At 39.5% G+C, this 14,754-nt stretch carries 11 protein-coding genes; 7 read left to right on the top strand and 4 right to left on the bottom strand.

Annotation, left to right across the window (positions count from 1 at the left end; all coding sequences use genetic code 11):
* Nucleotides 1-107 precede the first annotated feature (107 nt).
* The 6 genes from BVU_RS11100 to BVU_RS11075 all read left to right on the top strand — a co-directional run bounded on the left by BVU_RS11100 (nt 108) and on the right by BVU_RS11075 (nt 9,821).
* Nucleotides 108-1,034 carry a FecR family protein gene (locus BVU_RS11100; RefSeq protein WP_011965518.1) on the top strand — a complete coding sequence of 309 codons (927 nt, stop codon included), beginning with the start codon at nt 108-110 and terminating at the stop codon, nt 1,032-1,034.
* Nucleotides 1,035-1,185: 151 nt separating this feature from the next.
* The gene (locus tag BVU_RS11095) at nt 1,186-4,602 is read left to right on the top strand and encodes a TonB-dependent receptor (protein ID WP_041174449.1); all 3,417 of its coding nucleotides are present in this window, start codon (nt 1,186-1,188) and stop codon (nt 4,600-4,602) included.
* An 18-nt stretch (nt 4,603-4,620) separates the two neighbouring features.
* Nucleotides 4,621-6,234, top strand: coding sequence for a SusD/RagB family nutrient-binding outer membrane lipoprotein (locus BVU_RS11090; RefSeq protein WP_011965516.1), 1,614 nt, complete (start codon nt 4,621-4,623; stop codon nt 6,232-6,234).
* Nucleotides 6,235-6,468: 234 nt separating this feature from the next.
* Nucleotides 6,469-7,650 (top strand): dicarboxylate/amino acid:cation symporter, encoded by a 1,182-nt coding sequence (locus BVU_RS11085; protein WP_008668046.1) that lies wholly within the window; start codon nt 6,469-6,471, stop codon nt 7,648-7,650.
* A gap of 108 nt (nt 7,651-7,758) precedes the next feature.
* Nucleotides 7,759-9,249, top strand: a complete 1,491-nt coding sequence (locus BVU_RS11080; protein WP_011965515.1) for a hypothetical protein — start codon at nt 7,759-7,761, stop codon at nt 9,247-9,249.
* Between the two features lie 11 nt (nt 9,250-9,260).
* Nucleotides 9,261-9,821: a DUF6705 family protein gene (locus BVU_RS11075; protein ID WP_005839072.1), complete on the top strand. Its 561-nt coding sequence runs from the start codon at nt 9,261-9,263 to the stop codon at nt 9,819-9,821.
* A 99-nt stretch (nt 9,822-9,920) separates the two neighbouring features.
* Here the strand turns inward: BVU_RS11075 and BVU_RS11070 are convergent, their stop codons facing one another.
* Nucleotides 9,921-10,916 (bottom strand): TlpA disulfide reductase family protein, encoded by a 996-nt coding sequence (locus BVU_RS11070; protein ID WP_011965514.1) that lies wholly within the window; start codon nt 10,914-10,916, stop codon nt 9,921-9,923.
* 133 nt (nt 10,917-11,049) lie between these two features.
* On the opposite strand from BVU_RS11070, the gene BVU_RS11065 reads away from it, so the two are divergent.
* Entirely contained in the window at nt 11,050-12,798 is a 1,749-nt protein-coding gene (locus BVU_RS11065) for a DUF4091 domain-containing protein (RefSeq protein WP_011965513.1), read from the top strand.
* A 315-nt stretch (nt 12,799-13,113) separates the two neighbouring features.
* Here BVU_RS11065 and BVU_RS11060 read toward each other — a convergent pair whose 3' ends face one another.
* From BVU_RS11060 to BVU_RS11050, 3 genes are read right to left on the bottom strand one after another with little or no spacing between them, the layout of a single operon-like run.
* Nucleotides 13,114-13,443, bottom strand: a complete 330-nt coding sequence (locus tag BVU_RS11060) for a DUF2149 domain-containing protein (protein WP_005839066.1) — start codon at nt 13,441-13,443, stop codon at nt 13,114-13,116.
* Nucleotide 13,444: 1 nt separating this feature from the next.
* A complete protein-coding gene (locus tag BVU_RS11055) occupies nt 13,445-14,044 on the bottom strand; it encodes a MotA/TolQ/ExbB proton channel family protein (protein ID WP_011965512.1) in 600 nt (199 codons plus the stop codon).
* A gap of 14 nt (nt 14,045-14,058) precedes the next feature.
* Nucleotides 14,059-14,748, bottom strand: a complete 690-nt coding sequence (locus BVU_RS11050; protein WP_005839062.1) for a hypothetical protein — start codon at nt 14,746-14,748, stop codon at nt 14,059-14,061.
* Nucleotides 14,749-14,754: the final 6 nt, after the last annotated feature.

Below are 14,754 nucleotides of genomic sequence, written 5' to 3'. Positions count from 1 at the left end.
GAAAAAAGAGGATAAAAAGCACTTTTTTTGAGAAAATCGAAAAAAAAATCATTTTTCCACTAGGGTTGTTTCCAGCTATCCTGTTCTATATACAAAATGCAAAAAGAATGAAAACCGAATTGCTACATAAATATTTCAGAGGAGAAACCACCGAAAAAGAGGAAAACCAGATTGTGGAATGGGTAGAAAGCAGTGTAGAAAACAAGGAACACTTTCTAAAAGAGCGAATGCTGTTTGATGTAACCCTTTTTTCTGACGGTTCGAACATACAACGGAAACCGAAAGGGCATCTGTACCTGTACCCACTGATTGCCATTGCCGCCATGCTGGCTATTGTTTTTGTAATGGATTTGCCACATATGCATAAACCTAAACAACAATTGTCACAAACCATCCGTATTCCAGCAGGTCAACGTGCACAGATGGATCTTCCTGACGGTTCTGTAGTATGGTTGAATTCCCAAACCACACTAACTTATGATGAAAACTTCGGTAAAAAAGACCGTAAAGTCACGTTAGACGGAGAAGCCTATTTCGAGGTGGCACACAATAAGGAGATTCCTTTTTATGTGCAGACAGAAAACATAAAGGTGCAAGTCACCGGAACAAAATTCGATGTATGCTCCTATAAAGGTTCAAACAGCTTTATAGCCAGACTGATAGAAGGTTCCATCAACTTGCTTACCAACAATGCAAAAGAAGAAAAGCCAATTACCAGCCTGACAAAAGGAAAGTATTTCTCAATGGAAAACGGCAAATACAAAACGGGCGAAATGAGCAGTAACAATGCTTTGGCATGGATGCAAGGCATTTATTATTTCGATGATGTTCCGTTTAAAGAGTTACTGGACAAGATTGCTCTATATTATAATTATAAGATAACAGTGAAGAATCCTAAAATCTTAGAGAACTACCGCTGCACTGGTAAATTCAAAGATTTGGACGGCATAGAGCATATACTAAAAGTTATACAAAAAGACCATCCGTTTAAATACAATATTGATAACGAACATAACAAGATAACCATAGAATAAAATCACAATAGAAGTTTAACCTTAAAAAATGAACTGTTATGATTACATAAAAACCTTTGAAAAAAGAATCGGAAAGTACCCCCATACTCCCCGATTCGACAGCTAACAATTGACCTTAATCAAATTTATTAACTTAACACATTACAAAGATATGAGAAAAATTTCTTTGGAAGGGTACTTATGCCCAAAAAGTTTAGCTTTTAAACAAATATTACGAACTATGAAGATCACCTTAATTCTTCTGTTAACCACAGCATTCAGCGCATTCAGTATGGATGTACACTCTCAGAACGCCAAAGTCAGTCTGGATACCAACATCATGAAGGTAGCCCAATTGATTTCTGCCATCGAATCACAAACTAATTACCTGTTTGTCTATAGTAAGAAAAATGTAGATCTAAGCCGCAAGGTAAAAATCAACGCAAAAAATAAAGCCGTATCCGAAATTCTAGATGAAGTTTTTTCCGGAACTGGTATCACTTATGTTATGGAAGGTAAAAACATTGTTTTGACAAAAGAAAGCAATATAGCCCGTGAGGAAGTAAAACAGCAAAATACAATCACTGTTAAAGGTGCTATAACTGATATGCAAGGTGAAGCAATTATCGGTGCAAACATTATTCAACAAGGTACTACTAACGGTACAATTACCGATATTGACGGTAACTTTACGTTAGAAGTTCCGGCTGATGCACAACTGGTTATATCTTATATCGGTTATAAAAAAGTCATAATTCCAGTAAACGGAAAGACTAATTTTACCATTAAAATGGAAGATGATGCATTGAAACTGGAAACTGTTGTAGTAACCGCTATGGGTATTAAAAAGAAAGAAGCCTCTTTAACTTATTCCACTCAGCAACTGAATGGTGACGAACTGAATAAAGTAAAGGACGCTAATATGATCAATTCATTAGCCGGTAAATCTGCCGGTGTGCAAATAACAAAGAGTTCATCCGGTCTGGGAGGTTCGGCAAAAGTATCTATCCGTGGTGCACGTTCAGCATTCGCCAGTGGTAACAACCAACCGTTATATGTCATAGATGGCGTTCCTATGCTGAATATCACAACAGAATCAACAGCCACCGTTATGGGAGGTGAAAATGACGGGGTCAACCATGACTCTGGTGACGGTGTTTCCAACTTGAACCCTGATGATATTGAAAGTATGAGTATATTAAAAGGTGCATCTGCCGCTGCTCTCTATGGCTCCCAAGCTGCCAACGGTGTTATTTTAATTACTACAAAATCAGGGAAAGCCGGTATGTCAAGAGTTACATTCTCCTCTAACCTGACAGTAGACCATGCTGTCAGCCTGCCGGAATTTCAAAACAATTATGGACAAACTGCCGATGGTACCAGCAGTTGGGGCGACAAAGGAAATCTGACAGACTATGATAACGTAGGTAATTGGTTTGGCAATGGTATTACAGCCATCAACTCTTTAACCTTCCAAACAGGTAATGACAAAATGCAAACTTACTTTTCTTATGCCAATACCCGGGGAACAGGTATCGTGGACTCAAATAAGCTTCAAAAGCACAATATTACTTTCCGTGAAACAGCCAGTTTCTTTAATGATCGTTTAAAATTGGACGGAAATGCCAGTTTGATGACACAAACTATCCGTAATACTCCTGTCGGAGGTGGTTATTATCTGAATCCGCTGGTTGGCTTGTATTCTTTTCCCCGTGGTGCCGATCTGGCTCCCTACGCTGAAAACTTTGAAGTTTTCGATACTGACCGCAATATGAACTTACAGAATTGGTATACAAAAAATGAAGACGGCTCATTCAGCGAATGGGATCAGAATCCGTACTGGATAAAAAATCGTGTGACCAACAAGAGTAAACGTTACCGTGCATTAGCTTCTATCAGTGCAAATATAAAAGCAACTGACTGGTTAAGTATCCAGGCACGCGGGAATGTAGACTATGTAAGTGATAAGTTTGACAACAAGATGTATGCATCAACAGCAGCAAACATTGCCGGAAAAAATGATGAAACAGGGTTACCTAACGGACGCTATGTATGGTCGGATGAACAAAACTTCCAAGTATATGGTGATTTCATGGCCATGTTCAACAAAACCTTTAGTGATTTTTCCATCAATGCCGCATTAGGAACCAGCATTAACGTCAGCAAAGCCAATTCTTTAATGATCGACTCCAAAACAGCATCTTTATATCGTCCTAATGTATTTACCGTTTCCAATATTATATTCTCTTCAAAGGGATATATCAACCAAACAATTGATGCGAAACGTACTATACAATCTTTATTTGGTACAGCACAAGTGGGTTGGAAAGATGCTATTTATTTAGATATTACAGCACGTAATGACTGGTCTTCCACCCTGGCAAACACAGAAAGTATGAAAAATGGATTTTTCTATCCGTCAGTAGGTTTGACTTGGATTATGAGCAACAGCATCAAACTACCGGAATGGATCAATTTTTCAAAATTCCGTGGTTCATTTGCACAGGTCGGCAATGACCTTCCCATCGGCATCACCAATTTAGCTGATATCATTCAATGTGGTGGAAGTATCCAAACAAACGATATAGAACAACGTGGTGATTTGAAACCGGAAATCAGTACTTCCATTGAATTCGGTACAGAATGGAAGTTTTTCAATAATCGCTTCGGAATTGACTTTACATGGTATCGTACAGATACAAAGAACCAACTGTTAAGAGTAGCCAATCCGGCTGGTTCACTTTATGCGTTCCGTTATATCAATGCAGGTAAAATTCGTAACACTGGTATCGAATTGACACTAGAGGGTACTCCTTTGATGAATGAAAATTTCCGTTGGAAAACCGCTGTAAACATGTCCATGAACAGAAACAAAGTTGTTTCCTTACACAAGGATTATAAATCATTCCGCTACGGTTCTGAAGGATTCTCCATGGCTTATGACATGTGGGTAAAAGAAGGTGGGAAACTGGGAGATATTTATGGAAACGGATTCGAAAGAGATGAAAATGGTAAGATTAAATTAAACGAGACAGGAAATCCAATCAAAGTTACAGGTAACAATACTTTACTAGGCAATGCTAATCCTGATGCTTTATTAGGATGGAGCAATACCTTTACTTACAAAGGATTTACTTTGTATTTCTTGATTGATGCACGTATCGGAGGAGATGTCATGTCATTGACACAAGCACATCTTGACGCAATGGGAGTCAGCAAAGAATCCGGAGAATCCCGTGATCGCGGTTATGTGGAATATGAAGGCATCCAATTCAAAGATGTTCCTAACTTCTATGGTACAGTCGGAGGACGTAACGGCATCTCAGAATACTATATGTATGATGCAACGAATGTACGCTTACGAGAATTGACACTAGGCTATTCATTCCCGGAAACCCTCCTTGCCAAAACCAAATTCATCAAAGGATTAGATCTCACATTGGTTGCACGTAACTTATTCTTTTTGTACAAAGATGCTCCATTTGACCCGGATGCAACTTTATCAGTAGGTAATACTCTGCAGGGCGTTGATGTTTTCGGCATGCCGACTACACGTAATATTGGTTTCAACGTTAAATTTACATTCTAATTTTAAAACAAAGACATTATGAAAAGTTCAAAATATATTTCAATTTTATGCGTGGGAAGCCTTCTGAGTTTAGCCTCATGCACAGACGGATTCGAATCTGACAATAAAATCAACGGTAGTTTTGATGATACTGTAAAAGAATATGATTTCCAAAAATACACTACTAACTTTGAGACAATTCAAAAAGGTATTTATTTTAACTACGACTGGGGAGAAGGCACCACTTGGCCTTGGCAGACATTCCAAAACTTGAATCATGATATGTTCTCAGGATATTTTCATGATTTTGCCTCCAAATTCAGCGATAAAAATACAGTATATGCATTAGAGGCCGGATGGACAGCCAGTGCGTGGAATTATACTTATAATTATATATTTCCAGTAGCCCATAAATCAACATTAATTACACAAGATGAAGCCAAATACAAACATTTTTATGGTGCAACCCTTATTTTAAAAGTAGAAGCCATGCACCGTATAACTGATACTTATGGCCCTATTGTCTATTCTAAATTCGGAAAAAACGAAACAAACTCTGTTGATACCCAGGAAGAAGCTTATAAAGCATTCTTTGATGATCTGGATAAAGCTGTAGACGCATTGGATACTTATTTGAAAGAAGGCGGCAAAGAAGATGGCGTGAAAAGCATTAATATGTGCAATTGTCCTACAGCCAGCAGATGGATAAAATTTGCCAATTCATTACGTCTTCGTCTAGCTATGCGCGTATCTAATGTAGATAAGACACTTGCTACCAGTGAAGCCCAAAAAGCATTAGAAAACTCTTATGGTGTCATAGAATCTTCTGATGAAAACATACAAATCTCCGGTAAGGGGTATCAAAACCCGTTAGCAGGTGTTGCCGGTTGGGGAGAAACCTATATGGGAGCAACAATAGCTTCTGTCCTAAACGGTTATGAAGATCCACGCATCAGTATATATTATAATCCGGCGACATTGGCAGAGCATACAGAGGAATATCTAGGAGTACCTCAAGGAGTATATGCCAAGGACGGTGACCCCAATTATTACCAAAGCTATTCCTTTATCAACACCCAAACAATCACAGCATCCACACCCGCCGTTCTTCTGACAGCAGCAGAAACTTGGTTCTTACGTGCTGAAGCATCTTTACGAGGTATCAATCCGAAAAACGAAAGCGCAAAGCAATGTTATGAAGCCGGTGTCCAAACTTCATTCAGCCAATGGGGCGCCGGAGATGCAAGCCTATATCTGACAAGTAAAGGTAAACCGACAGATTACATTAATTACGCAGCAGGCCCCGGAAAAGACATGAAAGCATTAATAACCACCACTCCCAATTTTGACGATGCAGTTAATCAAGAAGAACAACTTGAAAAAATTATCACTCAAAAATGGATTGCTTGCTGGCCAGAAGGCATGGAAGCATGGGCAGAACAGCGCCGTACCGGATATCCGAAATTATTCAAAGTACAAACCAACAACAGCAATGGTACAATTGATACAGACATCATGATTCGCCGCCTCCCCTTCTCACAAGATGATGCCAAAAAAGATCCTGAGCAGTATAAAAATCTGTGTACGGCTCTTGGTGGTGCAGACAATGGCGGTACACGGCTATGGTGGGACACAGGTAAAAACAACTTTTAATTCATATTCCAATAATAATGATTATTTATAAGAGAGAGTCTAAATGTTTCACTTAATCAAGGTATTAGCATAAGGCAAAAAGACTTTGTAAGACGGGGAGCGTTATGTTTCCCGTCTTTTTCTATTTTTCATACGGCATTCTATTTTATTTTTCTATCTTTGTTCAAGCTATGAAATAACATACCTATACAGCAAACTTTTTCCGGATATTCATCGTTTAACTGAAAAAAATATATGAAAAAGTTTCTAAGTAATACTATCGTACAACTGCTTATTGCCGTAATTATCGGACTGTTGGCAGGCTTTGTTGTTAATGACGCAGTGCTGGAAGTCGTTATCTGTATAAAGCACATCACGGGACAGATTATATTTTTCCTGGTTCCCCTTATTATTCTGGGATTCATAGCCCCCTCTATTGCCCATTTGCGCAGCAATGCATCAAAGATGCTTTTATTCGCTTTCGGCATAGCCTACCTATCATCTATCGGAGCCTCTTTTTTCGGAGCAGCCGTAGGTTACAATGTGATTCCTTTTCTGCATATAGCCGATGATGCCAATACACTGAAAGCATTGCCGGAAAATTTACTAAAAATAGATATTCCACCGGTCATGAATGTTATGACGGCCCTTGTACTGGCAGCTTTGATAGGACTTGCTACTGCTTGGGTTAAATCGGATGAAATATCAAAACTACTGGATACTTTTCAAAAGATGGTACTTGAATTGGTGAAAAGAGTACTGCTTCCCGTACTTCCCGTATTTATTGCCGCTAACTTCTGCATTCTTAGCTATCAGGGAGCTGTTACGAAGCAGTTACCGGTATTCCTCTCCGTATTGATAGTTGTTATTGTTTGTCATTTCATCTGGCTGTCATTGCTTTATTTCATTGCAGCTGTTTACTCAAGAAAAAATAGTTGGCAGGTATTGAAATACTATGGTCCTGCTTACCTCACAGCATTAGGTACAATGTCTTCAGCAGCTACGCTGGGAGTGGCGTTGGAATGTGCCCGCAAAAGCCCTATCCTTCGAAAAGAAATCAGTGATGTGACGATACCTTTATTCGCCAATATACACCTATGCGGCTCTATCCTGACAGAAACCGTATTTGTACTCACTGTATCCCAAATGCTTTATGGAAGTATGCCCAGTATATTACAAATTACTTTATTCATCCTGTTATTAGGATTATTCGCCATCGGTGCACCGGGAGTACCGGGGGGAACAGTACTTGCCTCTTTAGGGCTAATCATCTCTGTTCTTCACTTTAATGAAGCCGGAACGGCATTACTACTTACGATTTTTGCATTACAGGACAGTTTCGGAACAGCTTGTAATATTACCGGAGATGGGGCACTAACGCTTATTACAGATACTTTCGAAAAAAAGATAGCTTCGAAGCCGAAGGCTTTTAAATAAAGGCTCTCTAATAACTATCTTTTTACTTAAGGGTTTTGTAAAGTTACTTTTTTGATATTATTGCAAATATTCTCAACCCATACTAACCACAAATCAAAAATAGATACTATGAAACGAAAAACACTTAAAAGAAAAATTTCTATTGTTGGCATTTTGGTTTTTGTCAGTATGATAGTTTATTCATGTTGGCAAGATGAATGGTCCTCCAATGTAACTGATGAAGTTATTTTTGACAGCAATAAAGAATTGACCATTGCTAAAGCAGAACAATGGTATAATGCCACCAATCCCTCAGCTACTACAGTTAGGTCCTTAAGTGCTGACGGGCGAATTCCAGCAAAGCCTAATTGGAACAAGGCTAAAGAAAGTAGAAAAGGAGATTTAGAGGTAGTCGAAACAACTCTAATGACAAGCGGTAGTACATTTTTTATGGATAACGAGACAAAAGAAAAATATGAACTACAAGATGATTTGGATAAAATATATAATGTAGTACGCATGGTAATATTGAAGAATCTAGAAACAGGTGAGATTTACAACTTCATCATGGTATTCATAGGTACTTATGATTATTTGATGCATACCACCTCTTTTGAAAACAATTCTTATTTACATCGTGAAGCTGATTTTGATGGAAAAGTTTTATTCTACAATTTCAATTATGGATTGGTAAATGGTTGGAAATATGAATCAGGGAAAATAACAGCCTCCATTTCTCCGGGAACAGAGGAAGGATACCGTATGAGTTTGCAAAGAGGAAGAGGACAATCCGTATGTAATACGGAAATAGACTGGATGGAAAAGCGGAATTGTCATAATGATATCGTTTGGGATCATGAACTGGGGCTGCCCGGCATCGATGTAATTTGCGACAAGTATTTACATCCTGAGTATCATGAAGTTTGCGTTTCATTGGATGATGACGAAATGGATGGCGGAGGTGGTGGATATAATCCTCCTTCAAATCCTCCTGAAACACCTCCTACTCCTTGTAAACGTGCTAAAACATTGTCGCAGGACGCAGCATTTAAATCGCGTATAAAAGATGTGTATAGAAAAACATTTTCCGCAGGCAATACTGTGGAGCAAGGCTTTATACAGACTTCAGACGGGCAAACTATTTTCCCGAACGTACAAGAATCAGGAAGTGCCAAATTCACAAATGATCAAATAGCAGGAAAAGAAATCATGGAATGGTACCATTCCCACCCTACAGGCTCTATGATTACTTCATGGGCAGATTTAAAGGCTTTAGCTATACGATACCAACAAGGATATGTGAAATCAGAGAATTTTACTTATGGAGTAGTTTCAGAGTTCGGATGTATGAGTATTATGATAACTTCTCCAACAGATTTTAATACTTTCGCTACCAAAGTTCGAAATGGTGAACTTTCCGAAAGTTGGAACGCTTATATAGTTGGTGCAAGCGGAGGGGGAGTTGATGAATGTATAGGTCAGTTGCTTAAATTTTTAGATCGCAATAACTCCGGTCTGTCAGTGATGTTTAGTTCGAATATTGATGAAAGCAATCCGACTTGGAATGCTCAGGAACTAGCTTCTAATGGGAAATCTGTAAATATGGAATGTAACCAATAAAAAGAAAAGTCATGAAAAGAATAGAATTTGTTTTGTGTTTGTTTTTTATCAGCACAGTTAGTTTTGCCCAAAAGGAAATTGCTCCAACAAAAAACTTGGATGCTTATATCGGGACTTGGATGTATCAGTCAAATGATACGATTTTTAAAATAGTTCTTAAAAAAGGATATGCAGAGGATCAACACATGATTATAAATGGTCTTATGGGAGGATATTTTCTATCAGTGAAGGGAATAATTGTAGAAAACTATTTTAGTATCAGAGATACTATTTGGCACTTGGACAAAAAAAAGGGAACTCAAGATTTTTCTATCTGGGCTTCAAACAATGCTACCAGTTTGGACTACATTGATCCTAATCGAGTCGGAGTTTTATTTTACGACCAACGGAAGAAGCACTTCGGCGGAAAAGGGATATTAGGCGGAAAAATACTTCTGCTTTCTTCCGATAAAATTCGTTGGCATCTGGATGAAAAATTAGGATTAGCCCTTGAAGAACCGGATGAATATACAGAACTGATAGGATTTTCTGTTCCTTCGGACGTGATAATGACTAAAGAGAAAGAACAATGATGTGAACAAAGACAACAAAATGTATCAAAAGCCAATGGAGAACCAACAGTAACCCCTGGCTTTTGGTACATTTATTTTCATAATCTTACAGCAAACTTGTTATTTCAAAACCTCATCCAGCTTTTGTTGCAAAGCCTCCCCTTCCAATCCTACAGCCAAGATCACCCCATTGGGGTCCAACAAGAAATTCATAGGAATCCAACGAATAGCATACTGCACGGCTGCATCCGATTTCCAGTCCTTCAAGTCTGAAACATGAGTCCATGCCAATTGATCTTTCTCAATAGCGGCCAACCAAGGTTCTTTCTTACGATCCAAAGAAACTCCTAAAATAGTAAAATTCTTATCCTTGTATTTATTCCAGGCAGCAACAATATTCGGATTTTCCTTGCGACAATCAGGACACCAGGAAGCCCAAAAATCAATCAGTACATATTTTCCTCTCAAACCGGATAATGTGACAGGATTACCGTCTACATCGGGCAATGTAAAATCCGGAGCCACAGCACCGACCTGAATATCTTTCATCCGCTTGATAAAGCCATCTATTTGACTGACATACATGGTTTCATCCAATGAAGCATCCAGTTTGGCACGCAATGCCTTCATTTCTTCCAGATTCAACTTATAAGCGAAATCCTTCACTATGAAATAAGGGGTAACAGCAGATGCCGGGTGAACAGCAACCAGACTATCTATGCTATATCCATCCTGACGAGTCAAAGGAGCATTTTGTGCATACAGATCATTAATGGCAGAACCTGTCACAGTCAGTATCTTTTCTGATTCATTCATCTTCAACTGCATCTTTTCGTTATCTAAAAAGAATACCAACGGACGTTTGCTATCCCTGAACGTAGTCAGCCCATAAGCCAATGGCTCAGTACAAACACCTTCAAATTTGAAAGTACCGTCAGTAATCACAGCCGAATCCACAGCTATGAACGATTTATCCTGATATTTTTTCAGATACACCATTCCATCTTTAACATCCGATATTTCTCCATTCAGAGTATATCCTTTTTTCTCTTCGCCACAGGACAGTACAGTCATAGCCAGTACACCAGCAAAAAGCACATTTACCATTCTTTTCATCTCTATCTTCCTTATTATTATAACTCGTCAAAAATAAATATTCCTATGCAATTATGCAAACTCCACCGTTCCTATTTGGAAATTAACTCTCCCTGAGTTACCTTTGTAACTTCAACTAACTATTATATAACCTATGAAAAAACTCCTATTTCTAGGCGCTCTCCTGTTGTCAACAGTATGTATGAACGCCCAAACTTCCGAATATTATCAGGAAGCAGCCAATCCTATTGCCACCAACCCCGCTTTATGGGCGAAAGTTACAGCTCCACAAATCAGCTGGGGAAGCACAGACATCCGCTATAAGAAAGAGGAACCGGCTCCCATCCATAGTGCGCAGAAAAGTATGAATCTTACTGCATGGAAAGGTGAGAAAATTTCAGCCCAACTGGTAGTATGGACTCCCAAAGTGCTAAATGACTTGACTTTCATGGTCAGCGATTTAACCTCAGGCAGTGCAACCATCAGTAAAGAGAATATCCGAACAGGCTTTGTCCGTTACGTTATAACCGATGAACTGAACAAAGATGGTTTGGGCGCATGCGGCTATCGAAACAGTGCTGATTTTGACTCAACTTTAGTAGCAGATGTAATAGACCATATCACTCCTACTCTAACCCTTCCCGCCAACTCCACCCAAGGGGGATGGATCAGCGTAAACATCCCTCAGGGCACTAAAGCCGGGAAATACACAGGAACCGTCACAGTGAAAGCCGACGGTATCACCTTGTCTGAATTAAAACTGAACCTCCAAGTGAAGAACCGTACTCTGCCTCCTCCTTCCGAATGGGCTTTCCATCTGGATTTATGGCAGAACCCTTATGCAGTATCCCGTTACTACAATGTGGAACCGTTCAGCAAAAAACATTTCGATTTGATGCGCCCATTGATGAAACTGTATGCCGATGCAGGTGGTAAGGTAATCACAGCCTCCATTATGCACAAGCCTTGGAACGGACAGACCTATGATGCTTTTGAAAGCATGGTCACTTGGTTGAAAAAAGCGGATGGAACCTGGTATTTTGACTATACCGTATTCGACAAGTGGGTGGAATTTATGATGGATCTTGGTGTCAAAAAACAAATCAGTTGCTATTCTATGGTTCCCTGGCGCCTTTCTTTCCAATATTTTGATCAGGCCAGCAACTCTTTCAAATTTTTGGACGCCAAACCGGGTGAAGTTGCTTATGAAGAATTTTGGATGAATATGCTGCAAGATTTCTCAAAGCATCTGAAAGCAAAAGGCTGGTTCGATATCACTCACATTGCGATGGACGAACGCCCGATGAAGGACATGCAGGAAACACTGAAAGTGATCCGTAAGGCTGATAAAGACTTTAAAGTTTCTTTGGCAGGAACTTATCACAAAGAACTATTGGATGATCTGAATGATTATTGTATCACCATTGCCGAGAAATTTACTCCCGAAGAGATTGAAGCGCGCCGGAAGGCAGGCAAAGTAACTACTTATTATACCTGCTGCACAGAGCCCCGCCCCAACACTTTCACTTTCAGCGAACCTGCCGAAGCTGAATGGCTGGCATGGCATAGTGCGAAAGAAAATCTGGACGGATATCTTCGTTGGGCTTTAAACAGCTGGGTGAAAAATCCCCTACAAGACAGCCGTTTCACAGCTTGGGCTGCCGGAGACACGTATATGATTTATCCGGGCGCCCGTTCATCCATCCGGCTGGAACGCCTGACAGAAGGAATACAATTTTTTGAGAAAGTACGCATTCTGAAAGAAGAATTTGAAGAAAAAGGCAATAAAGGAGCTATTAAGAATATAGACAAAACCTTGAAAATGTTTGATGAATCAAGCATGGATAAGATTTCTCCTACCACTGCCGTAAACAAAGCAAAAAAAGTTATCAACCGATACTAGAAAAAGGGAAAATACCTTTATTACATACATATATATATATCGGACCACACATATGTATGTAATAAAGGTACTTCAAACTAAAAGCCGAACAGAATTAACTTGTGGGAAATAGGATGGATGAATCCCCGATAGCTTCAAAAGTAACTTAAGTGCATTGGGCAAGTAACTTAACTTACTTGACACTTTCACTTAACTTACTTGGCTCACGAAGTCAAGTTACTTTATTTGCCCTATATTTCTCAAATAAATTCTGTTTGGCTATATAAAATGGCAAGTTCTAGTTTTAACTTTATCCTCCCTTTCCTTTATACAAGTTTATTCTTCGGGTACATAAATGATTTCTCCATTATCCAATTCATAAGCAATACCCACCTTTTTTCCTTTCTTGCCGCTTTTGACATCCTGATCCTCAGAAGGGGTATAACGGTTAATCTTCTGCCCTTCCTTGGTTATGATTTCCATGTTTTCCTTACCCGGATTCTTCACCATCGTAAAATCTTCCTGACTAAACATTTCAGTCATATTATAACGGGTAACCAAGGCCACCATTAACGCTACAGCAAACACCATCGCCACATCAAACAGATTGCTGACCACGCTCATCGGGTCACTATCCTCCTCTTTTCTTAATAAATTACGTTTCATCTCAAGCTGTACGTTTTTCAGTGAGCAATTCAGAAAGGAATTCCAGATTAGTCATATCCTGTAAATACCAGCGTTGCTTCACCTGTTGGGTTATGAAACCGATAGCACTAGAAAACAGACCAACTACAGTCGTAGCAAAAGCGACCTGCATATTATACGCCATAGAAGCGATATCACCAGTAGAAAGTCCCACCAAAGCAGGTCCCATTGGAATCAATGTACCCATCAATCCAAGCATCGGTCCCATCTTGGTCAATGTTTTTGAAATAGCCAAATCCTTATCAGCAGTAATTTCAAAATCAGCCAACAGGCGCTGCACATGTGCCGGACGGTCTTTTGACTCCAACACCCGACGGATATACGCAATGACCAACGAGTTAGACTTCACAGGAAGTTTGCCTTCCAATTCGGACAAAGTATCTATAGTCAATGTATCAAGCTGTTGACGCAACAACGCATCCGTACGCCGAATAGCCAGATACTGCCCGAAAAAACTGCCTATCAATAATAGCGAACGGATGAAAAGAATAATAAGCAATACAACAACAGGGACTAAAAGTCCGTTCGAAATCCAAAACAGAATGTCTGATATAAGATTCATAATGTCAGTAAGTTTTAAATGTTTGTTTTTATTCGTCTATATTTATATATAACCAATCCAATGAGTCCTCCACCTGCCAGCATAATTATCAAGCCGGTCAATGCCCCCCAATCCACCTCGCTTACACCTGTTACGGCGGTACGACCATTTACAGTAGCAATAATTCCCAATATGGCGGTCAATGCATTAGTGAGGAACAATAGCTCCAACCGTAATTCCTTTTCCGGCAAAAGATAACGAAGAAACAATGTGCCTGCAGAAATCAATATCAATACACCTGCCGCCATACTCCATGCGACAAGAGAAAAGGAAACACCCGGAAAAGAGAAGATAAGATATACCAATCCGCTAAACAAGACAGGAAATATCAAAATCCCCGGAAACCAACGTAAAGCACGGTAAGCCAAAAGAGTACGTTTCTTAACAGGCCCTGTAGTAAGCACATGAACAGCCAACATACAAAAAGCCATCTGTAAGGCAACTTCCACTGTAAGCACAACCGAAGTGTCAAGCATCAATTGGACATTTGCCAACCAATCAGCAATCTGTGTCTTAGACTGCTGAATAGCATATGGCCACATCAGTCCCACAAAGAGGGTGGCTACAACAGCTATTGCTGCAACCGATCCTCGTTTACGAAATGTCTGTTTCATCATAAAATTGAAACAGACCAATATCATAAGAACAACTACAACTGTTTCCATAGCCTG

Source organism: Phocaeicola vulgatus ATCC 8482, from assembly GCF_000012825.1.
GTDB lineage: Bacteria > Bacteroidota > Bacteroidia > Bacteroidales > Bacteroidaceae > Phocaeicola > Phocaeicola vulgatus.
The sequence above is the reverse complement of the archived record's forward strand: the minus strand, read 5'-3'. Positions and strand labels throughout refer to the sequence as shown.

What these genes read in the sequence shown, in the direction of transcription:
- BVU_RS11085 (WP_008668046.1), top strand. Translation starts at nt 6,469, where the DNA reads ATGAAAAAGTTTCTAAGTAATACTATCGTACAACTGCTTATTGCCGTA.
- BVU_RS11065 (WP_011965513.1), top strand. Translation starts at nt 11,050, where the DNA reads ATGAAAAAACTCCTATTTCTAGGCGCTCTCCTGTTGTCAACAGTATGT.
- BVU_RS11080 (WP_011965515.1), top strand. Translation starts at nt 7,759, where the DNA reads ATGAAACGAAAAACACTTAAAAGAAAAATTTCTATTGTTGGCATTTTG.
- BVU_RS11075 (WP_005839072.1), top strand. Translation starts at nt 9,261, where the DNA reads ATGAAAAGAATAGAATTTGTTTTGTGTTTGTTTTTTATCAGCACAGTT.
- BVU_RS11055 (WP_011965512.1), bottom strand. Translation starts at nt 14,044, where the DNA reads ATGAATCTTATATCAGACATTCTGTTTTGGATTTCGAACGGACTTTTA.
- BVU_RS11060 (WP_005839066.1), bottom strand. Translation starts at nt 13,443, where the DNA reads ATGAAACGTAATTTATTAAGAAAAGAGGAGGATAGTGACCCGATGAGC.
- BVU_RS11100 (WP_011965518.1), top strand. Translation starts at nt 108, where the DNA reads ATGAAAACCGAATTGCTACATAAATATTTCAGAGGAGAAACCACCGAA.
- BVU_RS11050 (WP_005839062.1), bottom strand. Translation starts at nt 14,748, where the DNA reads ATGGAAACAGTTGTAGTTGTTCTTATGATATTGGTCTGTTTCAATTTT.
- BVU_RS11070 (WP_011965514.1), bottom strand. Translation starts at nt 10,916, where the DNA reads ATGAAAAGAATGGTAAATGTGCTTTTTGCTGGTGTACTGGCTATGACT.
- BVU_RS11090 (WP_011965516.1), top strand. Translation starts at nt 4,621, where the DNA reads ATGAAAAGTTCAAAATATATTTCAATTTTATGCGTGGGAAGCCTTCTG.
- BVU_RS11095 (WP_041174449.1), top strand. Translation starts at nt 1,186, where the DNA reads ATGAGAAAAATTTCTTTGGAAGGGTACTTATGCCCAAAAAGTTTAGCT.